Origin of the sequence: Streptomyces lydicus, from assembly GCF_000717345.1 — a bacterium.
Lineage (GTDB): Bacteria > Actinomycetota > Actinomycetes > Streptomycetales > Streptomycetaceae > Streptomyces > Streptomyces lydicus.
In genome coordinates this window covers 20,987-44,580 of sequence record NZ_JNZA01000028.1, presented here as the reverse complement: position 1 = coordinate 44,580, position 23,594 = coordinate 20,987, and the positions used below count along the sequence as shown (strand labels likewise).

24 protein-coding genes are annotated in these 23,594 nt (G+C 71.3%); 9 read left to right on the top strand and 15 right to left on the bottom strand.

Features of this window, described 5'->3' with window-relative positions:
- Window positions 1–11 precede the first annotated feature (11 nt).
- From mctP to OO62_RS24965, 3 genes are all read right to left on the bottom strand, one after another.
- Window positions 12–1,685, bottom strand: a complete 1,674-nt coding sequence (gene mctP / locus OO62_RS24975; RefSeq protein ID WP_206738428.1) for a monocarboxylate uptake permease MctP — start codon at window positions 1,683–1,685, stop codon at window positions 12–14.
- A complete protein-coding gene (locus OO62_RS24970; RefSeq protein ID WP_078617344.1) occupies window positions 1,682–1,942 on the bottom strand; it encodes a DUF3311 domain-containing protein in 261 nt (86 codons plus the stop codon). The genes mctP and OO62_RS24970 overlap by 4 nt, the downstream gene beginning before the upstream one ends.
- Window positions 1,943–2,147: 205 nt before the next feature.
- On the bottom strand, window positions 2,148–2,906 hold the full coding sequence (locus OO62_RS24965) for a GntR family transcriptional regulator (RefSeq protein WP_033269805.1): 759 nt from the start codon (window positions 2,904–2,906) through the stop codon (window positions 2,148–2,150).
- Window positions 2,907–3,147: 241 nt separating this feature from the next.
- On the opposite strand from OO62_RS24965, the gene OO62_RS24960 reads away from it, so the two are divergent.
- The 4 genes from OO62_RS24960 (at window position 3,148) to OO62_RS24945 (ending at window position 7,994) form a co-directional block, all read left to right on the top strand.
- On the top strand, window positions 3,148–4,416 hold the full coding sequence (locus tag OO62_RS24960; protein WP_033269804.1) for an extracellular solute-binding protein: 1,269 nt from the start codon (window positions 3,148–3,150) through the stop codon (window positions 4,414–4,416).
- Between the two features lie 97 nt (window positions 4,417–4,513).
- On the top strand, window positions 4,514–5,575 hold the full coding sequence (locus OO62_RS24955; RefSeq protein WP_033269803.1) for a carbohydrate ABC transporter permease: 1,062 nt from the start codon (window positions 4,514–4,516) through the stop codon (window positions 5,573–5,575).
- Entirely contained in the window at window positions 5,572–6,411 is an 840-nt protein-coding gene (locus OO62_RS24950) for a carbohydrate ABC transporter permease (protein WP_033269802.1), read from the top strand. The genes OO62_RS24955 and OO62_RS24950 overlap by 4 nt, the downstream gene beginning before the upstream one ends.
- 8 nt (window positions 6,412–6,419) lie before the next feature.
- Window positions 6,420–7,994 carry a glycoside hydrolase family 3 protein gene (locus OO62_RS24945; protein WP_033269801.1) on the top strand — a complete coding sequence of 525 codons (1,575 nt, stop codon included), beginning with the start codon at window positions 6,420–6,422 and terminating at the stop codon, window positions 7,992–7,994.
- Here the strand turns inward: OO62_RS24945 and yczE are convergent.
- Window positions 7,963–8,775 (bottom strand): membrane protein YczE, encoded by an 813-nt coding sequence (yczE, locus tag OO62_RS24940; RefSeq protein ID WP_228332530.1) that lies wholly within the window; start codon window positions 8,773–8,775, stop codon window positions 7,963–7,965. The genes OO62_RS24945 and yczE overlap by 32 nt on opposite strands.
- Before the next feature lie 103 nt (window positions 8,776–8,878).
- Between yczE and yczR the strand changes: the two genes are divergently transcribed.
- Entirely contained in the window at window positions 8,879–10,366 is a 1,488-nt protein-coding gene (gene yczR, locus OO62_RS24935; protein ID WP_051733570.1) for a MocR-like transcription factor YczR, read from the top strand.
- 94 nt (window positions 10,367–10,460) lie between these two features.
- On the opposite strand, the gene nagB is transcribed toward yczR, so the two are convergent.
- Both nagB and OO62_RS24925 read right to left on the bottom strand, forming a co-directional pair.
- A complete protein-coding gene (gene nagB / locus OO62_RS24930; RefSeq protein ID WP_033269799.1) occupies window positions 10,461–11,243 on the bottom strand; it encodes a glucosamine-6-phosphate deaminase in 783 nt (260 codons plus the stop codon).
- Between the two features lie 167 nt (window positions 11,244–11,410).
- On the bottom strand, window positions 11,411–12,184 hold the full coding sequence (locus OO62_RS24925; RefSeq protein ID WP_033269798.1) for an SDR family oxidoreductase: 774 nt from the start codon (window positions 12,182–12,184) through the stop codon (window positions 11,411–11,413).
- Window positions 12,185–12,307: 123 nt separating this feature from the next.
- On the opposite strand from OO62_RS24925, the gene OO62_RS24920 reads away from it, so the two are divergent.
- A complete protein-coding gene (locus OO62_RS24920; RefSeq protein WP_051733569.1) occupies window positions 12,308–12,961 on the top strand; it encodes a TetR/AcrR family transcriptional regulator in 654 nt (217 codons plus the stop codon).
- 322 nt (window positions 12,962–13,283) lie between these two features.
- On the top strand, window positions 13,284–14,756 hold the full coding sequence (locus tag OO62_RS24915; RefSeq protein WP_033269847.1) for a sensor histidine kinase: 1,473 nt from the start codon (window positions 13,284–13,286) through the stop codon (window positions 14,754–14,756).
- Between the two features lie 232 nt (window positions 14,757–14,988).
- On the opposite strand, the gene OO62_RS24910 is transcribed toward OO62_RS24915, so the two are convergent.
- A complete protein-coding gene (locus tag OO62_RS24910) occupies window positions 14,989–15,246 on the bottom strand; it encodes a WhiB family transcriptional regulator (RefSeq protein WP_003983230.1) in 258 nt (85 codons plus the stop codon).
- A gap of 317 nt (window positions 15,247–15,563) precedes the next feature.
- Window positions 15,564–16,547 (bottom strand): diacylglycerol/lipid kinase family protein, encoded by a 984-nt coding sequence (locus OO62_RS24905; RefSeq protein ID WP_033269797.1) that lies wholly within the window; start codon window positions 16,545–16,547, stop codon window positions 15,564–15,566.
- A 96-nt stretch (window positions 16,548–16,643) separates the two neighbouring features.
- Here OO62_RS24905 and OO62_RS24900 point away from each other — a divergent pair, with 96 nt between their 5' ends.
- Window positions 16,644–17,105 carry a hypothetical protein gene (locus tag OO62_RS24900; protein WP_033269796.1) on the top strand — a complete coding sequence of 154 codons (462 nt, stop codon included), beginning with the start codon at window positions 16,644–16,646 and terminating at the stop codon, window positions 17,103–17,105.
- Window positions 17,106–17,168: 63 nt separating this feature from the next.
- Here the strand turns inward: OO62_RS24900 and OO62_RS24895 are convergent, their stop codons facing one another.
- The 4 genes from OO62_RS24895 to OO62_RS24880 form a co-directional block, all read right to left on the bottom strand.
- Window positions 17,169–18,128: an RNA polymerase sigma factor SigF gene (locus tag OO62_RS24895; RefSeq protein WP_033269795.1), complete on the bottom strand. Its 960-nt coding sequence runs from the start codon at window positions 18,126–18,128 to the stop codon at window positions 17,169–17,171.
- 43 nt (window positions 18,129–18,171) lie between these two features.
- Window positions 18,172–18,585 (bottom strand): ATP-binding protein, encoded by a 414-nt coding sequence (locus OO62_RS24890; protein WP_033269794.1) that lies wholly within the window; start codon window positions 18,583–18,585, stop codon window positions 18,172–18,174.
- Between the two features lie 292 nt (window positions 18,586–18,877).
- Window positions 18,878–19,366, bottom strand: coding sequence for a GNAT family N-acetyltransferase (locus OO62_RS24885; protein ID WP_033269793.1), 489 nt, complete (start codon window positions 19,364–19,366; stop codon window positions 18,878–18,880).
- Window positions 19,367–19,416: 50 nt separating this feature from the next.
- On the bottom strand, window positions 19,417–19,677 hold the full coding sequence (locus OO62_RS24880; protein ID WP_033269792.1) for a UBP-type zinc finger domain-containing protein: 261 nt from the start codon (window positions 19,675–19,677) through the stop codon (window positions 19,417–19,419).
- Between the two features lie 58 nt (window positions 19,678–19,735).
- Between OO62_RS24880 and OO62_RS24875 the strand changes: the two genes are divergently transcribed.
- Window positions 19,736–21,337, top strand: a complete 1,602-nt coding sequence (locus OO62_RS24875) for a Na+/H+ antiporter (RefSeq protein WP_033269791.1) — start codon at window positions 19,736–19,738, stop codon at window positions 21,335–21,337.
- Between the two features lie 77 nt (window positions 21,338–21,414).
- Here the strand turns inward: OO62_RS24875 and OO62_RS24870 are convergent, their stop codons facing one another.
- From OO62_RS24870 to OO62_RS24860, 3 genes are all read right to left on the bottom strand, one after another.
- The gene (locus OO62_RS24870) at window positions 21,415–22,344 is read right to left on the bottom strand and encodes a 1-aminocyclopropane-1-carboxylate deaminase/D-cysteine desulfhydrase (protein WP_051733568.1); all 930 of its coding nucleotides are present in this window, start codon (window positions 22,342–22,344) and stop codon (window positions 21,415–21,417) included.
- A gap of 86 nt (window positions 22,345–22,430) precedes the next feature.
- Window positions 22,431–23,021, bottom strand: coding sequence for an N-acetylmuramoyl-L-alanine amidase (locus tag OO62_RS24865; protein ID WP_033269846.1), 591 nt, complete (start codon window positions 23,019–23,021; stop codon window positions 22,431–22,433).
- A 210-nt stretch (window positions 23,022–23,231) separates the two neighbouring features.
- Entirely contained in the window at window positions 23,232–23,465 is a 234-nt protein-coding gene (locus OO62_RS24860; protein ID WP_033269789.1) for a hypothetical protein, read from the bottom strand.
- Window positions 23,466–23,594: the final 129 nt, after the last annotated feature.

Genomic DNA, 23,594 nt, shown 5'->3' with positions numbered 1-23,594 from the left:
GGAACGGTGACTCAGTGCCCGGCCGGGGCTCCCGCCGTCGCCGGGGGGAGGTCGACGGCCACGCCCGCGTCGCCGGCGTCCGCGGTGTAGTCGGCGGGGCTGGTCTCGTCGACGCCTTCCGGGGCCTTGGCGGCCCGCAGGGCGAAGGTGAGGACGACGGTGACCACGACGTTCAGGACGAAGGCGGTCAGGCCGATGTAGCCGATCTCGCCGATGCCCGGGATCTCCGCGCTGGATCCGCCGAAGTGCTTCTGGGTCGGGCTGGCGACGCCGTAGGCCGCGAGCGTGCCGTAGAGCATGCCGACCGCCCAGCCGGTCAGCAGCGCCCAGCGGTGGAACCAGCGGGTGAACAGGCCGCCGACGAGCGACGGCATGGTCTGGAGGATCCAGATGCCGCCCAGCAGCTGGAAGTTGATCGCGACGGTCTTGTCCATGGTGAGGACGAAGACCAGGGCGCCGACCTTGACCAGCAGCGACACGAGCTTGGCGACCTTGTGCTCCTGCTCGGGGGTGGCGTCCGGCTTGAGGAAGTCCTTGTAGACGTTGCGGGTGAAGAGGTTGGCGGCCGCGATGGACATGATGGCCGCCGGTACGAGGGCGCCGATGCCGATCGCGGCGAACGCGACGCCGGAGAACCAGCTCGGGAACATGTCCTCGAACAGCTGCGGAATGGCCAGCTGCGGATTGCCCTGGATGTCCGTGCCGGCCTTGATCGCCATGAAGCCGAGGAGTGCCAGCAGGCCCAGCATCAGCGAGTACAGCGGCAGGATCGTGGTGTTGCGGCGGATCACGTTGCGGCTGCGCGAGGAGAGCGTCGCCGTGATCGAGTGCGGGTACATGAACAGCGCCAGCGCGGAGCCGAGCGCCAGGGTCGCGTACGCCCACTGGGCGTGCGGGCCGCTGGTCAGCTCGCCGCGCGGCTTGCCGGGGACGGCGCCGGGCTGGGCCAGCGCCTTGCCCGCCGCGTCGAAGATGTGGCCGAAGCCGCCCAGCTTGATCGGGATGTAGATGATCGCGACGGCGATGACCAGGTAGATCAGGCCGTCCTTGACGAAGGCGATCAGCGCCGGGGCGCGCAGGCCGGAGGAGTAGGTGTACGCGGCCAGCACCGCGAACGCGATCAGCAGCGGCAGGTCCTTGACGAACCAGTTGGTGTGCTCGCCGCCGCCGATGCCCATCACGTCCAGGACGGCCTGGATGCCGACCAGTTGGAGCGCGATGTACGGCATCGTCGCGAGGATGCCGGTCAGCGCCACCGCCAGCGACAGTCCCTTCGAGCCGAAGCGGCCGCGGACGAAGTCGGAGGTGGTGACATAGCCGTGCTTGTGCGAGACCGACCACAGGCGGGGCAGGAAGGTGAAGATCAGCGGGTACACCAGGATCGTGTACGGCACGGCGAAGAAGCCGGAGGCGCCCGCCGCGTAGATCGCCGCCGGGACCGCGACGAAGGTGTAGGCGGTGTAGAGGTCACCGCCCAGCAGGAACCACGTCACCCAGGTGCCGAAGCTCCGCCCGCCCAGGCCCCATTCGTCGAGGTTGGCGGACTGCTCGGCCTTGCGCCAACGGGCGGCGAGGAAGCCCATGACCGTCACGGCCAGGAAGAAGAAGACGAAGACGGCGAGTGCCACGCCGTTGACGCCCTTGGTCGAGGAGGCCGCGAGCTGGGCCGTCGTGTGGAGAGTCACTTGGCCGCACCGCCCTTGCGGGCGCGCTGCTCACGCTGCACGAGCTTGTAGGCGGTCATGGTCAGCACCGTGGAGATCAGCACCCACAGCATCTGGTACCAGTAGAAGAACGGGATGCCGATCAGCGTCGGCTCGATCCGGGCGTACGAACTCACCCACAGCATCGCCACGAAGGGAGCGATCAGACACAGTCCGGCCACCACACGCGTCGGTGTGACGACTTGTCTGCTGGTCGGTGACTCGGATGGCTCTGGCATCGGGCGGCTCCGTCCGTGGCGAACTCCTGGGTAATCGGCTGGAAATCTATGGCAGGGCCGTGGCGCGCGTCACTACCTGTCCGCATATCGGTATGACGACGAATTCCCGCGCGGCGGGGTGACGTTCGCCCCCGTGGCGGGGTGCGGGGGCGGCCGCCGGGCTGTGGCGTACGGCGGAGGCGGAAGGCGGCCGCCGGGCCCGGCGTCAGTCCGTGGGGCGCTGGAGCCGGGCGACGAACTTGTAGCGGTCGCCGCGGTAGACCGACCGCACCCACTCCACCGGCCGGCCCTGGGCGTCCAGCGAGTGCCGGGAGAGCATCAGCATCGGCAGGCCGACGTCGGTGCCCAGCAGGCCGGCCTCGCGCGGGGTGGCCAGCGAGGTCTCGATGGTCTCCTCGGCCTCCGCCAGGCGGACGTCGTAGACCTCGGCCAGCGCGGTGTAGAGCGAGGTGTACTTGACGAGGTTGCGGCGGAGCGCGGGGAAGCGCTTCGCGGACAGGTGGGTGGTCTCGATGGCCATCGGCTCGCCACTGGCCAGCCGCAGCCGCTCGATGCGCAGCACCCGGCCGCCGGGGGCGATGTCCAGCAGGCCGGCAAGCCGGTCGTCCGCGGTGACGTAGCCGATGTCCAGCAGCTGGGAGGTCGGCTCCAGGCCCTGGGCGCGCATGTCCTCGGTGTACGAGGTCAGTTGCAGCGCCTGGGAGACCTTGGGCTTGGCCACGAACGTGCCCTTGCCCTGGATGCGCTCCAGCCGGCCCTCGACGACCAGCTCCTGCAGCGCCTGGCGGACCGTCGTCCGCGAGGTGTCGAACTCCGCGGCGAGGGTCCGCTCGGGCGGGACCGGAGTGCCGGGCGGCAGGGTGTCGGTGATCTCCAGCAAGTGCCGCTTGAGCCGGTAGTACTTGGGCACCCGCGCCGTCCGCGCGCCGCTGCCGCTCTCGGCGCTGCCCCCGTCCGTCTCCATGACCCGCCTCTCCGACTCCTGTCGTGCTGCCGTCACCGGCGCCTCCGTACGTAGCGGCTCACATCGTGGCACGGGTGGGTTCTCCGTGCTCCCTCGCAGGTCCCGGCGCGCCAGATGTCGGTCCGGTAACGGACCTGACAGCGACTCTTATACACCCTTGACACCCCAAAAGGTCTAGGCCAAGCTGCGGGAACTGGTCTAAACCATTAAAGACCACACCCGGCCTCTAGGGGAGAGCGCAATGAAGCGTGGGCTCATAGCAGCGACGGCGGTCGCGGGAATGCTGGTGAGTGTCGCTGCCTGTGGGTCCAGCGACGGCAACAAGGCGGGGACGGACGGCTTCAAGGGCCAGAAGCTCACCGTCTGGGTGATGAGTGGTTCGAATCCGGAGCAGTGGAGCAAGCAGGTCTCCGAGCAGTTCAAGAAGAAGACCGGCGCCACCGTCGAGTTCAAGGTCCAGCAGTGGAACGGCATTCAGCAGAAGCTGAGCACCGCCCTTTCGGAGGACACCCCGCCGGACGTCGTCGAAATCGGCAACACCCAGACCGCCGCCTATGCCAAGGCCGGCGCCCTGGCCGATCTCGGAGATCTGAAGAAGGAGATCGGCGCCGACTGGAACGACGCGTTCAACAAGGCGTCGGTGGTGGACGGAAAGCAGTACGCGCTGCCGTGGTACGCGGGCAACCGCGTGGTGATGTACAACAAGAAGATCTGGGCCGAAGCCGGCCTCAAGGGCACGCCCCGGACGCGCACCGAACTCTTCAAGGCATTTGACACCATCAAGAAGAAGACCGACGCCGAACCGCTCTATCTGCCCGGCCAGAACTGGTACTTCCTCGACGGCCTGACGATCGGCACCGGCGCCGACCTGGTGAAGAAGCAGGACGGCAAGTGGGTCTCCAACCTCGGCGACCCCAAGGTCGCCAAGGCCATGGACATCTACAAGCAGTACCAGGCGTTCAGCACCGCCCCGAAGAACAAGGACGAGGCCACCCCGCAGCAGGCCGAGGTCTTCGCCAAGGGCCGGACCGGCGCCGTCATCGCCATGGGCTACGAGGCGGCCACCGCCGTCAAGGCCAACCCGAAAATCAAGAACGACATCGGATTCTTCACCATCCCCGGTGAGACCGCCGACAAGCCCGAAGGCGTCTTCCTCGGCGGCTCCAACTTCGCCGTCGCCGGCATGGGCAAGAACCAGGAACTCGCCAAGGAATTCCTGAAGATCGCGCTGTCCAAGGAAAACGACGGCCAGATGGTCAAGGAGAGCGGCTGGACCCCGAAGTCCCCGGACCTGGCCGGCGCCGCCAAGGAGAATCCGGCCGCCGCTGCCGCCGCGCCCGCGGCGCAGAAGTCCGGCGGTACCACTCCGCTGATTCCGCAGTGGGCCGCGGTGGAGAACGTACCGAACCCGATCAAGAACTACATGACGGCCGTGCTGAACGGTAAGGCCCCGGCCGACGCCGCCAAGGACATCGAGTCCGAGATCAACGCGCGGCTCGCCAAGCAGTAGACGCCACCGGCTGCGTACGGGGCCGGCCGTCCCCGGCCCCGTACGCGTATCAGCAGGTGCAGGGATCCATCACGGCTACAAGGGGGAGCAGGGGCCCATGGCAGTGCAGCTCGACGACGCGGCGGACAAGGCCGCGCCGCGGACCGGCAAGGGAGACGCACCCCCCGGCCGCCGCGGCGGCCGGGGGGCCGGCAGCAGTGGCACCCCGACCGCTCCCGCCGGCCGCACCGCGTCTGCTCCCGCCGGCCGCGCGGCGTCCGCTCCCGCCCGCCGCACCCCGTATCTCCTCCTGCTGCCGGCCCTGCTCGCGACCGCCGTGTTCCTGGGCTGGCCCATGGTCCGCAACCTGCTGCTCTCCTTCCAGAACCTGAACATGAAGGAGCTGATCCAGCACCTCACCGACTGGCGCGGGACCGGCAACTACCAGGAGATCCTGGGCAGTGAGCAGTTCTGGCGGGTGACCTCGCGCACCGTCGTCTTCACCGCCGTCAACGTCGTCCTGATCATGGTGCTCGGGGTGCTGATCGGACTGCTGCTGGCCCGCCTCGGCACCACCGTGCGCCTGGTGCTGTCCGCCGCGCTGGTGCTGGCCTGGGCGATGCCGGTGATCGCCGCCACCACCGTCTTCCAGTGGCTCTTCGACTCCCGCTACGGCGTCGTCAACTGGGTGCTGGACAGGCTGGGCTGGCACTCCATGGCCCACTACGACTGGGTCGGCTCCCAGCTGTCGACCTTCTTCGTGATCACCGTGCTGATCGTCTGGCAGTCGCTGCCGTTCGTGGCGCTCAACCTGTACGCGGCCACCACGACCATCCCCAAGGAGCTCTACGAGGCGGCCCGGATGGACGGCGCCGGCACCTGGAAGGTCTTCACCTCCGTCACCTTCCCGTTCCTCAAGCCGTTCTTCCTCGCCACGACGTTCCTGGAGATCATCTGGGTCTTCAAGGCGTTCCCGCAGATCTTCGCGATCAACCAGGGCGGGCCGGACCGGCTCACCGAGACGCTGCCGATCTACGCCTTCACCGAGGGCGTCGGCAACCTCCACTTCGGGATGGGCGCCGCGATCTCGCTGCTGACGATCGTGGTGCTGCTGGCCATGACCGCCTACTACCTGCGTCTGACGTTCAAGCAGGAACAGCAAGAGGAGAACGGGCTGTGAAGCGCGCTGCTTTCCCGACCGCCGGCCGCATCTGGCCCAACGCCGTCGCGGCCGTGCTCACCCTCGGCTTCGTCTTCCCCGTCTACTGGATGTTCAACACGGCCTTCAAGCCGACCCGGGACATCCTCAGCGAAGACCCCGTGTGGTTCCCCTTCCACGGCACCCTCGAACACTTCGCCACCGCCGTGAACGCCCCGAACTTCTGGACCCTCGCCGGGAACTCGGTGCTGGTGACCGTCCTGGCGGTCGGCCTCTCGCTGGTCATCGCGCTCTGCGGGGCGTTCGCCCTCACCCGGATGCGCTTCAAGGGCCGCAAGGGCATCCTGCTGACCTTCATGGTCGCCCAGATGGCGCCCTGGGAGGTGATGGTGATCTCGATCTACCTGATCGTGCGGGACGCGGACCTGCTCAACAGCCTGGTGCCGCTCACCTTCTTCTACATGCTGATGGTGCTGCCCTTCACCCTGCTGACCCTCCGCGGCTACGTCGCCGCGGTGCCCAAGGAACTGGAGGAGTCCGCGATGGTCGACGGCTGCTCACGCCGCCAGGCATTCCTCAAGGTCGTCTTCCCGCTGCTGGCACCCGGCCTGATGGCCACCTCCCTCTTCGGCTTCATCACGGCCTGGAACGAGTTCCCGCTGGTGCTGGTCCTCAACAAGGAGCCGGCGATGGGCACCCTTCCGCTGTGGCTCTCGCAGTTCCAGACCGCGTTCGGGGACGACTGGGGCGCCACGATGGCCGCCGCCTCGATCTTCGCCGTCCCGGTCCTGGTCCTCTTCCTGTTCCTGCAACGCAAGGCGGTCGGCGGTCTCACCTCCGGCGCGGTGAAGGGATGACGCAGCCCATGGCTTCCTTCGTAGGTTCTGCAGGCTCCGCACGCGCGGTACGTTCCGCCGGCACCCTCACCCGCGACGCGCTCGCCGTCCTCCAGCCGGGCTTCACCGGCACCACCGCCCCCGACTGGCTGCTGCGCCGGCTCGGCGAGGGACTGGTCTCGGTCGGCCTCTTCGGCCGCAACATCGAGGACCCGGCCCAACTCGCCGCGCTGACCGCCCGGTTGCGCCGCGAGCGGCCGGACCTGCTCGTCGCCATCGACGAGGAGGGCGGCGACGTCACCCGCCTCGAAGTGCGCGGCGGCTCCTCCTTCCCCGGCAACCACGCGCTGGGCGCCGTCGACGACACCGCACTGACCCGCGCGGTCGCCCGCGAGCTGGGCCGCCGGCTGGCCGCGTGCGGGGTCAACCTCAACTGGGCGCCCTCCGCCGACGTCAACTCCAACCCGGACAACCCGGTCATCGGGGTCCGCTCCTTCGGCGCCGATCCGCAGCTGGTGGCCCGGCACACCGCCGCCTACGTGGCGGGCCTCCAGTCAGCCGGCGTGGCCGCCTGCACCAAGCACTTCCCCGGGCACGGCGACACCGCCGTCGACTCCCACCACGACCTGCCCCGGATCACCGCCGACCTGGCCACCCTCCAGGAACGCGAACTGGTGCCGTTCCGCGCCGCGATCGCCGCCGGCACCCGGGCCGTGATGAGCGCGCACATCCTGCTGCCCGCCCTGGACGGCACGCACCCGGCCACCCTCAGCCCGGCCGCGCTGCACGGACTGCTGCGCGCCCCGGTCGCCGAGGGCGGCCTCGGCTTCGACGGGCTGATCGTCACCGACGGGATGGAGATGCGGGCCATCGCCGCCACCTACGGCATCGAGCGCGGTAGCGTCCTCGCCGTCGCGGCCGGTGCCGACGCGATCTGTGTGGGCGGCGGACTGGCCGACGAGGACACCGTGCTGCGGCTGCGCGACGCCCTGGTGCGCGCGGTGCGCGACGGCGAACTGCCGGAGCAGCGGCTCGCCGACGCCGCCGCACGGGTGCGGGCGCTGGCCCGCCGGCCCGGGGGCCCGGACGCGGGGGAGGGAGCCGCGCCCGCACCGGACATCGGCCTGACCGCGGCCCGCCGCGCGCTGCGCCGCACGCCGGACGGCGGACGCCCCTACGCGCCGCTCACCGCCCCCGCATACGTCGCGGCCTTCACCCCGCTCGCCAACATCGCGGTGGGGGACGAGACCCCGTGGGGCGTCGCCGCCGAACTGGCCCGCCTCCTGCCCGGCACCGAAACCGCCACCTGCACCGCGGAGTCGGCCGCCGCGGACGGGACCGCCGCACTGATCGACGGCCTGCTCACCGCGGCCGCCGGCCGCCGCGTCGTCGCCGTCGTACGCGATCTGCACCGCCATCCCTGGATGGCCGACGCGCTCACCGCCCTCCTCGCCGCCCGCCCCGACACCGCGGTCGTCGAGATGGGCGTCCCCCAGGCCCCGCCCCGCGGCGCCCTCCACCTCGCCACCCACGGCGCCGCCCGCGTCTGCGGCCAGGCCGCCGCCGAGGCCCTCACGGGCCGGGGGCCGGGGGAGCGGGACTGAGGACGGGCGTCCGCCGCGGGCCGGCGCCGGGCCCGGTTCCGCCACCGGCCCCGGCGCCGTCCTGCCGGCCGGCGGTGCCGCGGTAGGCGAACCACGGCAGGAAGAACTGCGCGGCCGGACCGACGGCGAGGGCGTACAGCACGGTGCCGACGCCCACGCTCCCGCCGAGCAGCCAGCCCACGGCGAGGACGACGAGTTCCAGCAGGGTGCGGATGAACCGGAGCGAACGCCCGGTCGCGGCGGACGCGCCGGTCATCAGCCCGTCCCGGGGGCCGGGCCCGCAGCGCGCCCCGACGTAGACGGCGACGGACAACCCGTTGAGCAGGATCCCGCCGACGAGCAGGCCGGCCCGGGCCGGGAGCCCGAACTGCGCGGGCAGCAGCCACAGTCCGAGGTCGGAGCAGTACGCCACGACCAGGACGTTGGCGACGGTGCCGAACCTCGGACGCTGCCTGAGCGGGATCCACCCCAGCAGCACGAGCACCCCGACGACGGCGCTGACCGTGCCGAAGCTCAGGGAGGTGTGCCGCACCAGGCCCTCGTTCAGGACGCTCCAGGGGCTCAGGCCCAGCGAGGACCGCACCATCAGCGCGAGGCTGAAGCCGTAGAGCGCGAGACCGGTGAAGAGCTGGGGGAGGCGTCGCAGCGGACGTTCGGCGAGCCGGACGTAGGAGAGCGGGGGCGGGGGCGGGCCCTGGCGGGGCGTCGGGGGAGCGGCGGCGCGCGCCGCCCGGCCGCGGCGGAAGGTGCCCTTCCGGTCGTCGGTTCCCGCCTGCTCCATACCGCTCGCCTCCTGTGATGCTTGTCCTGCTCCAGGGCCAATGCGGCGATTCTGTAGAGTCATTGGCCCGGAGAGCAGGGCCAATACCAGGGGAATGGTTGGTATGACCGACGCGCCTGCACCGCACTCCCCGGAGGGCCGGGAGCGCGGCGACCGGACCCTCGGCAGCCGTCGGCTCGCCGCGATGCTGCCCGACCCGGCGGGCGCGCGCCCCGCCTACCGCCGGCTGGCCCGGGCGATCGGCGAACTCATCCTGGACGGACGGATCGCGTTGCACGTCAGGCTCCCCGCCGAGCGGGAACTGGCCGCCGCCCTGAACACCAGCCGGGCCACCGTCACCGCCGGGTACGACCTGCTGCGCGAGGGCGGTTACGCGTACAGCAGGCAAGGCGCCGGGACCTGGACGGACCTGCCGGAGGGCCGCACGCCGCACGGCGTCACCCGGCTCCTCGGCCCCGAGGACACCGCGATCGACCTGGCCCGGGCGGCTCCCGGACTGCCGGCGGAGGCGCTCACCGACGCGCTCGCCCGGGTCGCCCCCCAACTGGCCGCGCACGCGCACACGCCCGGCTACCACCCCTACGGGCTCCCGGACCTGCGCGCCGCCGTCGCCGAGCGGTTCACCCGGCGCGGCCTGGCCACCGTGCCCGAACAGATCCTGGTGACCTCCGGCGCCCAGCACGCCCTCACCCTCGTCCTGGGAGTGCTGTGCCGCCCGGGCGACCGGGTCATGGTCGAGAACCCGTCCTATCCGAACGCGCTGGACGCCATGCGCCGCGCCCGGCTGCGCACCGTGTCGGTCCCGGTGACCGACACCGGCTGGGACATCGGGATCGTCGCCTCGACACTGCGCCAGGCGGTGCCCCGACTGGCCTATCTGATACCCGACTTCCACAACCCGACCGGCTGCCTCATGCCCGCCCCGCAACGCGTCCGGCTGCTGCACGCCGCGGCGCGCACCGGCACCTGGCTGGTCATCGACGAGACCCTGGCCGACCTCGCCCTCGACGTCCCCGCCCCGCCGCCCTTCGCCTCCCACGCCACGCCCGGTGGCACCGGGCAGGTCATCACCATCGGCTCGATGAGCAAGACCCACTGGGCGGGGCTGCGGATCGGCTGGCTGCGCGCCCCGGCCCGGCTCGTCACCGAACTCGCCGGCCAGCGGGTCGCCACCGACATGGGCGGCTCGGTGCTGGACCAGCTTCTCGCCCTGCACCTGCTGGCGCGGGCCGGGGAGCTGCTGCCGCCGCGACTGGAACAGCTGCGCGGGCAGCGCGCCGCACTGGCCGCCGCCCTGGCCGAGCACTTCCCGCAGTGGACCTGGCGCCTGCCGCCCGGCGGGCTGTCGCTCTGGGCCGACCTGGGCGCACCCGTCGCCGCGGCGCTGGCCGAACAGGCCCGTGACCACGGCGTGCGCATCGAGGGCGGCACCCACTTCGCCACCGACCCCGGCATCTTCGAACAGCGCCTGCGCGTCCCCTACACGGCGCCCCCGGACACCCTCCGCGAGGCCGTACGCCGCATGGCCACCGCCCTCGCCGAGGGCCTTTCGCCCGCGTCCACCACCCCACGACCCCACTGGATCGCCTGACGGCAACCGGCCCGGCCCGCCCGCTCCGCGCCCTCACGGACCACCGGGCGCTGCCCCCTGTGCCGAGCTGCCCCCAGATGCCCTGCCGGTTCGGTCAGATGCCCTGCCAGTCCGGCTTGGCCGCGTAGGTGGCGCGGAAGTAGTCCGCGAGCTTCAGCTTGGAGGCCGCGGCCTCGTCGACGACGACCGTGGCGTGCGGGTGGAGCTGCAGCGCCGAGGCCGGGACCAGTGCGGCGACCGGGCCCTCGACGGCATGGGCCACCGCGTCGGCCTTGCCCTCGCCCGTGGCCAGCAGCACCAGATGGCGGGCCTCCAGGATGGTGCCGATGCCCTGGGTGATGACGTGGTGCGGGACCTCGTCGAGGCTGTCGAAGAACCGGGCGTTGTCCTCCCTGGTCTGCCGGGTCAGCGTCTTGATGCGGGTACGGGAAGCCAGCGACGAGCAGGGCTCGTTGAAGCCGATGTGCCCGTCGGTACCGATGCCGAGCAGCTGGAGGTCCACCCCGCCGGCCTCGCTCAGCGCACGGTCGTACGCCTCGCAGGCGGCCTGGACGTCCTCGGCCGTGCCGTCGGGGCCCATGAAGGCGTGCTCGTCGAGACCGAGCGGCTCGACCACCTCACGCAGCACCACCGAGCGGTAGGACTCGGGGTGCCCCGCCGGCAGGCCGACGTACTCGTCGAGCTGGCAGATACGGGTCCGCGAGGCGTCGACCGCGCCGGCCCGGACCTTCGCCGCCAGCGCCTGGTAGATGGGCAGCGGGGTCGAGCCGGTGGCCACCCCGAGCAGCGCGTCGGGCCTGCGCCGCAGCAGGGTGGCGATGGCCTCCGCGATCAGCTCGCCGCCTGCCGCGGCGTCCGGAACGATGACAACTTCCACGCTTTGGCCTGCCGTTCTGGAGAGTGGTCCTACGCGGTCATGTGGTATAGACCAATCTACCAGAGGGCGGTCCCCGGGGGCCGGTGGCGCTCCCGAACGGAGGGGGGCAATTTCCCGTCGCCCCGATGACCGGGAGGGGCCGGGGTACCCCGGCGGGCGACGCCTCGTCAGAGCAGGGCGCCTCCCGTCGCGTCGATCCACTGCCCGGTCACCCAGCGGCTGTCGTCCGAGGCCAGAAAGGCCACGATGTCGCCGATGTCGCTGGCGTCCGCGACCCGGCCCAGCGGGGATATCGCCCGGAGCCTCTCCCGCGCCGCGGCGGCGGTCTCCCCCCGCAGCCAGCCGGCGTTCATATCGGTGTCGACCGCGCCGGGCGCCACCGCGTTCACGGTGATGCCGCGCCGTCCCAGGTCCTTCGCCAGCGTCGAGGTGAACACATCGAGCGCACCCTTGGTCATGGCGTAGGCGATCAGCTCGGGCTTGGCCGCCCCGCGCGTCAGGCCCGTCGAGGTGTTGATGATGCGCCCGCCGTCCCGCAGCCGGGACAGCCCCTGCTGAACGATGAAGAACGGCGCCTTGGTGTTCACCGCGAAGAGGTGGTCGAAGTCCGCCGCCGTCAGCTCACCGATGCCCTTGAGCGTCCCGTCGACCGCCGTGTTGATCCCGGCGTTGTTGACCAGGATGTCCAGCCCCTCGGCCTGCTCGTCGAACGCCGCCCACAGCGCCTCGGCGTCCCCCGAGGCGCCCAGCTCGGCCCGGAGCGCGAACGCCTCGCCGCCCGCCGCCTCGATCGCCGAGACCGTCTCCTTGGCGGCAGTTTCGTCGCGGCCGTAGTGCACGCCGACCCGCGCCCCGTCCCGCCCCAGCCGCTCCGAGATCGCCCGGCCGATCCCCCTGCTGCCGCCCGTCACCAGTGCCGTCTTGCCGCTGAGCGCGCCCATGGCGGTGCCCCTCCCCGATCGGCGTCCGCGCGCACGGCCTCCGCGCGGCGGACGATTTGTGTATCGCTCGCTACAGAAAAACCGTAGCACGCGTTCCGTACCGGTCGCTATAAAATTCGTCCCATGGCGACCAAGGAAACGAAGCAGCGTGGCCGGCCCCGGTCCTTCGACCGGGAGACGGCTCTGGAGCAGGCGGTCCGGTCCTTCTGGGAGCAGGGCTACGAGGCCACGTCGATCTCCGACCTGACCCGCGCCATGGGCATCAGCGCCCCCAGCCTCTACGCCGCCTTCGGCGACAAGCGCGCCCTGTTCGACGAGGTCGTCGCCGAGTACGGGCGCCTCTACGGCGGCTTCATCTCCCGGGCGGTGGCCGAGGAGCCCACCGCCCGCCGCGGTGTCGAGCGGGCGCTGCGCGAAGCCGCCGCCGAGTACACCGCGCCCGGCCGCCCCCGCGGCTGCCTCGTCATCAGCGCCGCCCTGAACATCTCGCCCGCCTCCGCCGAAGTCGCCGCGTCCCTGCGGGAGATGAGGCGGTCCAACCTCCGGGAGATCGCGAGCGCCGTCCGGGCGGACGTCGCCGCCGGTGAGCTGCCCGCCGACACGGACGCCGACGCGCTGGCCGACTATGTGGGCGCCGTCATCCAGGGCATCTCCCAGCAGGCGCGGGACGGCGCGGAGCGCACGGCGCTGGAGGCGGTCGTGGAGCTGGCGATGCGGGCCTGGCCGGAGGCGGCGGCGGAATCGCGGAGCGCCGCGGGCGCCCGCCCGGCCCCGTAAGGGCCCTGGAAACACCCGCGGGCCGCGGCGCCAGGACAGGACCCTCAACCTGTCCGGCACCGCAGCCCGGAGCTCACATCGCCCGGCCCCGCCGTGCGGTCGGAGGAAGCCCCGTGTGCGGTGGGGTGCCACCGACCTGGGACCGGTCGATCGGAGACCTCGGCGCAGTCAGGGCAGAGAGCGCGTCGGTCTCGATCCGCTCTCCTGTGCGGGGAGAACGGAAGTCTTTGCTGAATTGTGGACTAGACCATTATTGGTTGTCCATGCTCGTGCGAGGACAACACTGACACCGTACGCCGGTAGGCTCCAAAGCGTGCCCTCCATGAACGAACTCGTACGCCAGCACACCGCTCTGAGCGACACCGACCTCGAGTGGCTCCACCTGCTGGTCTCGGAGTGGCAGCTGCTCTCCGACCTGTCCTTCGCCGATCTCGTGCTGTGGGTCCCCACCCTCGACGGCACCCGCTACGTCTCCGTCGCCCAGATGCGGCCGAACACCGGCCCCACCTCCTACCAGGACGACATGGTCGGCCACCTCGTTCCCCGGGGCCGCCGGCCGATGCTGGACTCCGCCTTGGATGAGGGCCGCATCGTACGCGAGGGCGACCCGGAGTGGCGAGAGGAGGTTCCGGTACGCGTGGAGTCCATCCCGGTGCGCCGGGAGGGCCGGGTACTCGGAGTGATCGCCCGCAACACCAATCTGCTGACCGTGCGCACCCCCAGCCGGCTGGAGCTCACCTACCTCCAGAGCGCCTCCGACCTCGCCCAGATGATCGCTGCCGGAACGTTTCCCTTCCCCGGCCAGCAGGTCGACATGGACGCCTCACCGCGGGCCGGCGACGGGCTGATCCGGCTCGACGCGGACGGCGTCGTCCAGTACGCCAGCCCCAACGCGCTCTCCGCCTACCACCGGCTGGGCCTCGCCGCCGACCTGGTGGGCCACCACCTGGGCCAGGCCACCGCCGAACTGGCGCCCGCCCGCGGCCCGGTGGACGAGGCCCTGGTCAAACTCGCCAGCGGCTGGGCCCCCCGGGAATTCGAGGTCGAGGGCAATGACGGCGTCATTCAATTGCGCGCCATTCCGCTCAAACCGAAGGGCACACACATCGGTTCGCTTGTGCTGTTGCGCGATGTGACCGAGCTGCGACGGCGTGAGCGGGAACTGATCACCAAGGACGCCACCATCCGGGAAATCCACCACCGGGTGAAGAACAATTTGCAGACAGTTGCCGCGCTGCTACGGCTGCAGTCCCGCCGGATGGATTCCGAACAGGGCCGCGACGCGCTCAACGAGGCTGTGCGCAGGGTCGGTTCGATCGCCATCGTGCACGAGACGCTGTCGCAGAACCTCGACGAACGCGTGGAGTTCGACGAGATCGCCGACCGGGTGCTGGCCATGGTCGCGGAGATTTCCCCCGGCAAGGTGACCACCCGCCGCACCGGACGCTTCGGCATCCTCGACGCCGAGGTGGCCACGCCGCTGTCGATGGTGCTGACCGAAATCCTGCAGAACGCCCTGGAGCACGCCTTCGAGCAGGCGGAGCACGGCGTGGTCGAGGTCGGCGCGGTGCGCGGCGGCAGCCGTACCGAGCCGCGGCTGCTGGTCACCGTCCAGGACAACGGCCGCGGACTGCCCGAGGGGTTCGACCCGCACCGTGCCGGAAACCTGGGGCTGCAGATCGTGCGGACGCTGGTGGAGGGCGAGTTGGGCGGAAAGTTCGACATGGTGCCCGCGCCCGGCCGCGGCACCCAGGTCGTCCTCGATGTGCCCGTGCGGCCCGAGAAGCAGCACTGAGACCGCACCGATACCGCACCGAGGCGGGACCGAGACGCTATCGGGACGGTATCGGGACCGGCCCTGGCGGCGGGTTGCCGGCCCGGCCGCCGGGCCCGTGACAGCAACAAGCCCCGGACCGTTCGGTCCGGGGCTCAAAGCTATTGCGATGCGGTAACGACCGGGCTTTTCAGCGCCGAGAGTGCATCGGGGGTACTGCGCGCTGCGGCTCGGGGGCCACGGGGAGGCTGGCTCAGGCGCTGGCGTTGCGCGCCCGGTTGCGAGCTGCACGGCGCTTCATCGCGCGGCGCTCGTCCTCGCTCAGACCACCCCAGACGCCGGAGTCCTGGCCGGACTCGAGCGCCCACTGCAGGCACTGCTCCATGACGGGGCAGCGGCGGCAGACGGCCTTGGCTTCCTCGATCTGCAGCAGCGCAGGACCGGTGTTGCCGATGGGGAAGAAGAGCTCGGGGTCTTCCTCGCGGCAAACGGCGCGGTGACGCCAGTCCATGGCTGCTCCATCTCCTCGTATACGGGAACGTTGCTTGTGAATGTGAACGCTTTCACGAATCCCTCCACAAGGGAAGGGCCGATTCCCAGCTGCGCTGGTGCGGTCCTGTGGAATGAGGAGGAGGATTCGGGCTCTCAAGGGGGCCGGTGAAGTGGCCGTCCCGATCGCCATGAAGAGACTCGCAAACCTCGGCGGCGGATACAACCCCTTCCGGAAACTTTTTTTTGATTCCTTGGTGTCGCCTCGGTCACAGCCGTCATTCCAGGGGGTGGGAACCAGCCTAAACGTTCGAGTGAAAGGACTTTGGGCCCTACTGCTCACACAATCACACGCAGTGCACGGCGAACGCCTGTGAACGTCACACTCGTACGCACCCCCAGGTGGTCACCGTCCATCTGGAAGGGCAGCGGCACCTGCGAATGCAAGGTGAAGTTCGTGAGGTCGTGAAGTGAGAGCGCGTGCTTGCCATGGGGGCCGCGCTCGGGCGTTGACGTCAGCAGCTGGGTGGCGTAGCGGGCCACCGCGGGCGGGGACAGCTTGCTCAGTGCGAACAGATCCAGCGCGGTGTCGAACGAGGCGTCCGGGGAGGGGTAGATCGGCCGATTGCCCAGGTAGGACCACGGGGCGGTGTTGCAGATTATGGCCAGCGCGAGGTTCTCGACGCGCTCCGCGGCGCCGTCCTCCCCGCCCGGGCGTTCGAGGGTGAGCACCCCCTGCCGGCGGTTCGCCTCGCCCAGGAACTGCCGTACGACCTGTCGCATGTACAGGGCATGGGTCGAACGCTTGCCGCGTTCCCGCTGCTGCTCGACCCGGCCGACGACGCCGGCGTCGAAGCCGAAGCCCGCGCAGAAGGTGAACCAGCGCTCCGGCACGCCCTCGTCCTCGGTGCCCGGGGTGCCGGCGGCGAGACCCAGGCCGATCGTGCGCTCGCTGCCGTCGCGCAGCGCGTCCAGCAGGGCGCCGGTCGCCTCCACGACGTCGTTGGGCAGCCCCAGGGCGCGGGCGAAGACATTGGTGGAGCCGCCGGGGACGACGGCCAGCCGCGGGTGCGACTCCGGATCGGGGCCGTTGGCGAGCAGGCCGTTGACGACCTCGTTGACCGTGCCGTCGCCGCCGAGTGCCACGACCAGTTCCGTCTCGCCGCCCTCGGTGGCCTGCCGGGCCAGGTCGCGGGCGTGCCCGCGGTACCGCGTCTCGGCCACCTCCAGCTTGAGGTCGCTGGCGAGGGCGTGGGTGAGTACTTCACGGGTGCGGGCACTGGTGGTGGTGGCGGCGGGATTGACCACGAGAAGTGCGCGCATGTGCAGCAGCGTACCTACCTGCTGGTACCCATCTCACGCCCCGTCCGGATCCGGGGCATCCCCGGGAGCCCCGGGGCCCGGCGCTACCCTGCTGGGGTGAGCAGTCAGCAGAAGCAGTCCGCCCGGCGAAGCGCCGGCACCCCCGCCGCACCCGAGCCGTCCGGTTCCCGGCCCGCCCGGCTGACCGCCGCCGCGGCGCTCACCGCGGTCGAGGGGCTCGCGCTGGCCGCGCTCGGCGCGTACATGCTGATCGACGGGCTGACCGGTTCGCCGGACAGTCCGCAGCAGGCCGAGATGGGCGGGCTGACCGTGCTCGCGCTGGCGGTGCTGCCGCTGGTCGCCGCGCGCGGGCTGTGGCTGCGCCGGCGCTGGAGCCGGGGCCCGTCGCTGATCACCCAGATCGTGGCGCTGCCGGTGGCCTGGACGCTGGTCCACGGCGGCGGGGCGCTGGTCGCGGGCGGCGTCGTGCTGGCCGTGGCCGCGCTCGTCGTGCTCGTGCTGCTGGTGAATCCGACGGCCACCGAGGCGCTGGGCATCGGGCCGCGGGAGAACCCCTGACGGGTCCTGTGACGCACATACAGGTGGGCGGGGCCCGTAAGAGCCCCGCCCACCTGTCGTTCCTCACTCCTCGACGAGCAGCTTGTCGCGCAGCTGGGCGAGGGTACGGGCCAGCAGCCGGGAGACGTGCATCTGGGAGATGCCGACCTCCTGGGCGATCTGCGACTGGGTCATGTTGCCGAAGAAGCGCAGCAGCAGGATCTTCTTCTCGCGCGGCGGGAGGTCCTCCAGCAGCGGCTTGAGGGACTCGCGGTACTCCACGCCCTCCAGTGCCTCGTCCTCGGCCCCGAGGGTGTCGGCGACGGCGGGGGACTCGTCGTCGGTGTCCGGCACGTCCAGGGAGAGGGTGCTGTACGCGTTGGCCGATTCCAGGCCCTCCAGGACCTCTTCCTCGGAGATCGCCAGATGCTCGGCCAGCTCGTGGACCGTGGGGGCCCGGCCGTGCCGCTGGGAGAGCTCGGCGGTCGCCGTGGTCAGCGACAGCCGCAGCTCCTGGAGACGGCGCGGGACGCGGACCGCCCAGCCCTTGTCACGGAAGTGCCGCTTGATCTCGCCGACGACGGTGGGGGTGGCGTACGTGGAGAACTCCACGCCGCGCTCCGGGTCGAAGCGGTCCACCGACTTGATCAGGCCGATGGTGGCGACCTGCGTGAGATCGTCCAGCGGCTCGCCGCGGTTGCGGAAGCGCCGGGCCAGATGCTCGACGAGCGGGAGGTGCATGCGGACGAGGGTGTTGCGCAGCTCAGCACGCTCCGGGGAGCCTTCGGGCAGCTTGCGCAGCTCGTAGAACATCGCCCGGGCGCCGCTGCGGTCCTGCGGCCCCTGGGAATGCTGTGGTTCCGGCAGCTTCTCCTCGGGAGCCGGCGCGTCGTGCTGCTGCGCCTGCTGCCCCTGCTGCTCGCTGTGGTCCATGTGGTCCGCCCGCTCTGCCTGCTCCGCCGCGTCCAAATGGCCGCCGTGGTCGTCTACGCCCATCGGATGCGGCCGGGCCTGCTGCTCGGGGATGGTCGCACTGGACGCCATCCGCCCGCCGCGCTCGAGATCTTTCACGGGGCCCCCTGTTCGGTCATGACGGTCCGGGACCGGCGCCGCGCTCCTTGTACAGACTGATGGTGACCGTACGGTCGTCGGCGACGGTGGAATCGACCTTCCCGGCGAGTGCGGAGAGCACCGTCCAGGCGAAGGTGTCGCGCTCCGGGGCGCGGCCGTCGGTCGTCGGGGCGGACACGGTCACCTGCAGTGCGTCGTCGATCAGACGGAAGACGCAGCTGAGTACGCTGCCGGGGACGGCCTGCTGGAGCAGGATCGCGCACGCCTCGTCGACCGCGATGCGCAGATCCTCGATCTCGTCGAGGGTGAAGTCCAAGCGGGCTGCGAGCCCGGCCGTGGCCGTACGCAGCACGGACAGGTAGGCACCCGCAGCGGGCAGACGGACTTCCACGAAGTCCTGAGTCCCGGGCTCGCCTGCGATCTGGGACACCCTCACCTCCAAGGTGGCACAAGCTGGTTGAGCTGGAATGCGCGATGTGCGCGTTGTTCGGGATGTTTCGCTCCGGTCCGCTCTCCTGACGTGTGAAAGGAGAACGATCCGGCGCGGCTCATGGTTCGGCTGTGACGCTATCGCGATCCGCGGGCCGGTGTCGCCCGGAAGGAGCACGGCCGCCTCCGGGCAGCGATCCACCCCGAGGCCGTCGGGCGCCCCCGCTGTCACTGATTGTAAATCCACGGGTACGGACAGTGGCTAGGGGTGTGCACTGCCCAATCGAAGTTGATTACGCAGCGTTGACGCGCGAGGTGGCCGCAAGGTTGTGCAGCTCCTCTCCAGTGAGCCGGAAGACGGTCCATTCGTCCATGGGTCGCGCGCCGATCGACCGGTAAAAACCGATGGACGGTTCGTTCCAATCCAGGACTGACCACTCGAAACGCTCGTATCCGCGGGTCACGCAGATCTCCGCGAGGGCCGCGAGCAGCGCCTTGCCGTGGCCGCCGCCGCGCGCCTCGGGGCGTACGAACAGGTCCTCCAGGTAGACACCCTGCGTGCCCGTCCACGTCGAGAAGTTCCGGAACCACAGGGCAAAGCCCACCGGAGCGTCATCCGCCTCGGCGATCAGCGCGAAGGCGGCCGGCTGCGCGCCGAAGAGGGCCTCCTTCAGCTGCGGCTCGGTGGCCTGCGCCGCCTCCGGGGCACGTTCGTAGGCGGCCAGCTCGCCGATCATGGCGTGGATGACGGGGACGTCGTCGGGCGTCGCTTCACGGATCATCCTTGAAGGCTAAACCGACAGCGGTGAATGTTTCATGCCCCTCACACCAGTCACACCAGCTGTTCGTGGACGAAGCACCAGCGCCAGGCGTAGCCCGGCTCGAACGTCCGCATCACGGGGTGGCCGGTCTCCTCGTAGTGCCCGGTGGCATGCCGGTACGGCGAGGAGTCGCAGCAGCCGACGAAGCCGCAGACCAGGCACAGCCGCAGCTGTACGGGATGACTGCCGACCGCCAGGCACTCCTGGCAGGTGGCGCTCAGCGGCGCCGGTTCGGCGCGCGGCAGTTCGGCAACGTGGGTGCACTCGCTCATGATGGCCAGGTTAGATCGCCGGGACGGTTGGCGAAGATGACGGGGACGGGACGGGCCGATGGCTGTGATGCCGCTGTTTTTGCTGGTCGCGGGGAGTGCGGCGATCGCCGGGCTGGCGCGGCGGACACCCGTCCCCGCGCCGCTGATGCTGGTCGCGGCCGGACTCCTGGCCTCGTACATCCCCGGCATCCCCGACTACACCCTCGATCCGCACGTCGTGCTGCCGCTGGTGCTGCCCCCTCTGCTGCACACCGCGGCCCTGGACAGCTCCTATCTGGACCTGCGGGCCAATCTGCGGCCGGTGGCGCTGCTGTCGGTGGGGTACGTGCTGTTCGCGACGGTGCTGGTCGGCTACGCGGCCTACCTCGTCATCCCGGACCTGCCGCTGCCCGCCGCGCTCGTCCTGGGCGCCGTCGTCGCGCCACCGGACGCCGTGGCGGCCACCGCCATCGCCCGCCGGCTCGGGCTGCCGCACCGGATCACGACGATCCTCCAGGGCGAATCGCTGGTCAACGACGCCACCGCGATCACCGCCTACAAGGTGGCGCTGGCGGCCGTCATCGGGGTGGGCGCCACCTGGACCGACGGGATCAAGGAGTTCGCCATCGCCTCCCTGGGAGGCATCGGGATCGGCGTCGTCCTGATGGTGCCGCTGCACTGGCTGCGCGTCCGGCTGCGCGAATCGGCGCTCCTGGAGAACACCCTGTCGCTGCTCATCCCGTTCGTCGCCTACGCGACGGCCGAGCAGTTCCACGCCTCCGGGGTGCTCGCCGTCGTCGTGGTCGGCCTCTATCTGGGACACCGCGCCTGGCAGGTCGACTTCGAGACCCGGCTCCAGGAGGAGGCCGTCTGGAAGGTGATCTCCTTCCTGCTGGAGTCCGCGGTCTTCGCGCTGATCGGGCTCCAGCTGCGGGTGGTGGTGCGCGGCCTGGGGGAGTTCGGCACCGCCCAGGCCCTCTGGTACGCGGCCGTGGTGTTCGTCGTCGTGGTCCTGTCGCGCTTCGTGTGGGTGTTCCCCGCGACCTATCTGCCGCGGCTGCTGTCGTCCCGGATCCGGGCCCGGGAACCCGATACGAACTGGACGGCGCCGGTCATCGTCGGCTGGGCCGGGATGCGCGGGGTGGTCTCGCTGGCCGTCGCGTTCTCGATCCCCACCCATGTGACCGGTGGCGGCCCCTTCCCGGCCCGCAACCTCGTGCTGTTCCTGACGTTCACCACCGTCATCGCCACCCTTGTCGTCCAGGGGCTGACGCTGCCGGCGCTGATCCGGGTCCTGCGGCTGCCCGGCCGGGACGCCCAGGCCGAGACGCTCGCCGAGGCCCAGGCGCAGAGCGAGGCGTCGCGGGCCGCCGAGGAACGGCTGGACGAACTGCTCCGCGACGAACGCAACGCGCTGCCCGGCCCGCTCACCGACCGGCTGCGCACGGTCCTGGAGCGGCGGCGCAACTCCGTGTGGGAGCGGCTGGGCGCGGTCAACGAGACGACCGGTGAGTCCGCCGACGCCACGTACCGGCGGCTGGCCCGGGAGATGATCGACGCCGAGCGCCGGGTCCTCGTCCGGCTGCGGGACGACCGGAAGATCGACGACGAGATGATGCGCACCCTGCTGCGCCGGCTGGACCTGGAGGAGGCGACGGCGTACCGGGAGGGGGCGTCGTGACCGGGAACGGGCCGGGCCGGGGCCGGGGGCCCGGGGGAGGGTGAGCCGGGCCCGCGCCCCGGTCGGCGGGGCCGGTCTCAGGGGGCGCCGGTGATGACCGCGGCCACCGTGCTGCCGGGCGGGAAGGCGCCCTCCCCGGCCAGCGTGGTCAGCCCGTACAGCAGCTTGGCGACGTAGATCCGCTCCAGCGCCAGCCCGTGCCGCTGCTCGAAGGCATCCGCGAAGGCGTCCAGCTCCGGGGTGCGCCGGGCGTAGCCGCCGCAGTGGAAGCGGTCGTCCAGCCGCCAGGTGCCGCGCGGGCCACCGAACGCGGCGCGCTGCAGTTCCTCGACGGTCCCCTGCAGGAAGTGCGGCCGGCCGCCCTTGAGGACCGGGATGCCGAGCGCCTGCCCGTCGGGCCCCAGTCCGGCGGCGAGTCCCGCCAGGGTGCCGCCGGTGCCGCAGGCCACCGCGGCGGTGTCCGCCACCCCGCGCAGCTCCCGGCCCAGCTCCGCACACCCTTGGGCGGCAAGGGAGTTGCTGCCGCCCTCGGGGATGAGCCGGAAGGCGCCGAAGCGGTCGTGCAGGGCGGCGAGCACGTCCGGGTCGGTCTTGCGGCGGTAGCGGGCCCGGTCCAGGAAGTGCAGCCGCATCCCGTCGGCGGCACAGCGGGCCAGCGAGTCGTTGAGCGGGGCACCGGCCAGCTCGTCGCCGCGGACCACGCCGATGGTGGCGAAGCCGAGCAGCCGGCCGGCCGCGGCGGTCGCCCGCAGGTGGTTGGACCAGGCGCCGCCGAAGGTCAGCAGCGTCCGCTCGCCCGCGGCGGCCGCGGCCCGCAGATTCGGCTCCAGCTTGCGCCACTTGTTGCCGGGCAGCGCGGAGTGGATCAGATCGTCCCGCTTGAGCACCAGCCGCACCCCGCGCCGCGCGAACGGCTCCTCCATGACCTCCTGAAGAGGCGAGGGCAGCCGCGGGCGCAGGGCGGCGGCGGGGTCGGGCAGGGGAGCGGGGCCGGTCACGCGCTCCATTGTCGCGTGCGGGTACGGGTGCGGGTGTGCGGCGGGCCGGTGGCCGGTCCGCCGCGCGGGCGTCGGTGGGGCGTCGGTGGGTGGGGCTACTTCAGTCGGTCGGCGATGCGGTCGCGCAGGGCGTCCATCGTGAAGCCGCGCGGGTCGACCTTGCCGGGCTGCCACTCCAGGTGGCCGATCACCGAGCGCTCGCCCCAGCCGTGCGCGCGGCAGACCGCCGCCGTGGCCCTCACCAGGGCGTCGAGCTGCGCCTCGGGCCAGGGGTCGTGGCCGTCGCCGAGGTTCTCGCACTCGAAGCCGTAGAAGACGCTGTTGCCGTCGGTGTCGGCCTCGTTGTCCGGCGGCAGCCGCTTCTCGGCGATCACCGCGCGCAGGACGTCGCCGTCACCCAGGCCCGCGTGATTGGCGCGGCCGTAGCCCACCAGATGCACCCGGCCGTCCTTGGTGATCACCCCGTGGCACAGCGGGCCCGGCAGGTCCGGCCGGCCGTCGTGACAGAGCCGGACGGTGTCCTCGGCGCCCGAGGTGCCGGTGTGGTGCACCATCACTCCGTGGACCGGGCCCCACGGCCCCTTGCTGTTGCGGTTGTGCGTCTTCCAGCCGTCGAGCTCCACGACCCGCAGCCCTTCGGACGTGAGCGCGTCGAGGAACCGATCGGCGGACAGCGGTACGGACATGACCCACTCCGATGCCTGCGGCGGACGCCGGCCGCGCACCGCCTCCTGTCTCGCTTGTACGCGACGGTCCGGTCGGTGCGGAGGGGAACAGCAAAAAAAGGATCGGTCGTTCGCGGCCTGTACGAGTGGTTTCGGCCGTCCGGGACGGCCGTGCGGCGCCGGGGCCCGGCCCGGGGACTCCCGGCCGCCCGGTGTCCGTCAGCCCGTCCGTCAGCCCTTCAGGAAGGCGTCCCCGTGGGCGTTGACATGGGCCTCCAGCGTGTTGAGTGCGTCCTGGGTCGCCTCGGGCGTGCCGCTGCCGCGGCGCTCGGCGAAGTACGCGGCGCCGAGCTTCTTCAGCAGTTCGCTGCCGTGCCGCGTCTGCTGCACCTCGTCGACCTTCTGCTTGCCCGCTTCCAGCCCCTGCCGTGCCTGCTCCTTGGCGCGGTCGAGAAACCCTGACATGTGCCACCTCCGTGCGCTCCGTGTCGTAAGGGATCAACGGCGCGGACGGCCGTGGGGTTCCCGTGCCAGGCTGGGGGATGTGGCTGAGGTGTGCGAGACGGGTGGGCCACCCGGCGTATCCGCCGTGGG

Excerpts from the sequence above, each read along its gene's own strand:
- OO62_RS24865 (WP_033269846.1), bottom strand. The coding sequence starts at position 23,021 with ATGTCCGTACCGCTGTCCGCCGATCGGTTCCTCGACGCGCTCACGTCC.
- OO62_RS24965 (WP_033269805.1), bottom strand. The coding sequence starts at position 2,906 with ATGGAGACGGACGGGGGCAGCGCCGAGAGCGGCAGCGGCGCGCGGACG.
- OO62_RS24875 (WP_033269791.1), top strand. The coding sequence starts at position 19,736 with ATGGCTGTGATGCCGCTGTTTTTGCTGGTCGCGGGGAGTGCGGCGATC.
- OO62_RS24970 (WP_078617344.1), bottom strand. The coding sequence starts at position 1,942 with ATGCCAGAGCCATCCGAGTCACCGACCAGCAGACAAGTCGTCACACCG.
- OO62_RS24920 (WP_051733569.1), top strand. The coding sequence starts at position 12,308 with ATGGCGACCAAGGAAACGAAGCAGCGTGGCCGGCCCCGGTCCTTCGAC.
- OO62_RS24925 (WP_033269798.1), bottom strand. The coding sequence starts at position 12,184 with ATGGGCGCGCTCAGCGGCAAGACGGCACTGGTGACGGGCGGCAGCAGG.
- OO62_RS24870 (WP_051733568.1), bottom strand. The coding sequence starts at position 22,344 with ATGGAGCGCGTGACCGGCCCCGCTCCCCTGCCCGACCCCGCCGCCGCC.
- OO62_RS24895 (WP_033269795.1), bottom strand. The coding sequence starts at position 18,128 with ATGGCGTCCAGTGCGACCATCCCCGAGCAGCAGGCCCGGCCGCATCCG.
- OO62_RS24910 (WP_003983230.1), bottom strand. The coding sequence starts at position 15,246 with ATGGACTGGCGTCACCGCGCCGTTTGCCGCGAGGAAGACCCCGAGCTC.
- OO62_RS24880 (WP_033269792.1), bottom strand. The coding sequence starts at position 19,677 with ATGAGCGAGTGCACCCACGTTGCCGAACTGCCGCGCGCCGAACCGGCG.
- OO62_RS24960 (WP_033269804.1), top strand. The coding sequence starts at position 3,148 with ATGAAGCGTGGGCTCATAGCAGCGACGGCGGTCGCGGGAATGCTGGTG.
- yczR (WP_051733570.1), top strand. The coding sequence starts at position 8,879 with ATGACCGACGCGCCTGCACCGCACTCCCCGGAGGGCCGGGAGCGCGGC.
- OO62_RS24945 (WP_033269801.1), top strand. The coding sequence starts at position 6,420 with ATGGCTTCCTTCGTAGGTTCTGCAGGCTCCGCACGCGCGGTACGTTCC.
- OO62_RS24860 (WP_033269789.1), bottom strand. The coding sequence starts at position 23,465 with ATGTCAGGGTTTCTCGACCGCGCCAAGGAGCAGGCACGGCAGGGGCTG.
- OO62_RS24905 (WP_033269797.1), bottom strand. The coding sequence starts at position 16,547 with ATGCGCGCACTTCTCGTGGTCAATCCCGCCGCCACCACCACCAGTGCC.
- OO62_RS24915 (WP_033269847.1), top strand. The coding sequence starts at position 13,284 with ATGAACGAACTCGTACGCCAGCACACCGCTCTGAGCGACACCGACCTC.
- yczE (WP_228332530.1), bottom strand. The coding sequence starts at position 8,775 with ATGGAGCAGGCGGGAACCGACGACCGGAAGGGCACCTTCCGCCGCGGC.
- OO62_RS24955 (WP_033269803.1), top strand. The coding sequence starts at position 4,514 with ATGGCAGTGCAGCTCGACGACGCGGCGGACAAGGCCGCGCCGCGGACC.
- OO62_RS24885 (WP_033269793.1), bottom strand. The coding sequence starts at position 19,366 with ATGATCCGTGAAGCGACGCCCGACGACGTCCCCGTCATCCACGCCATG.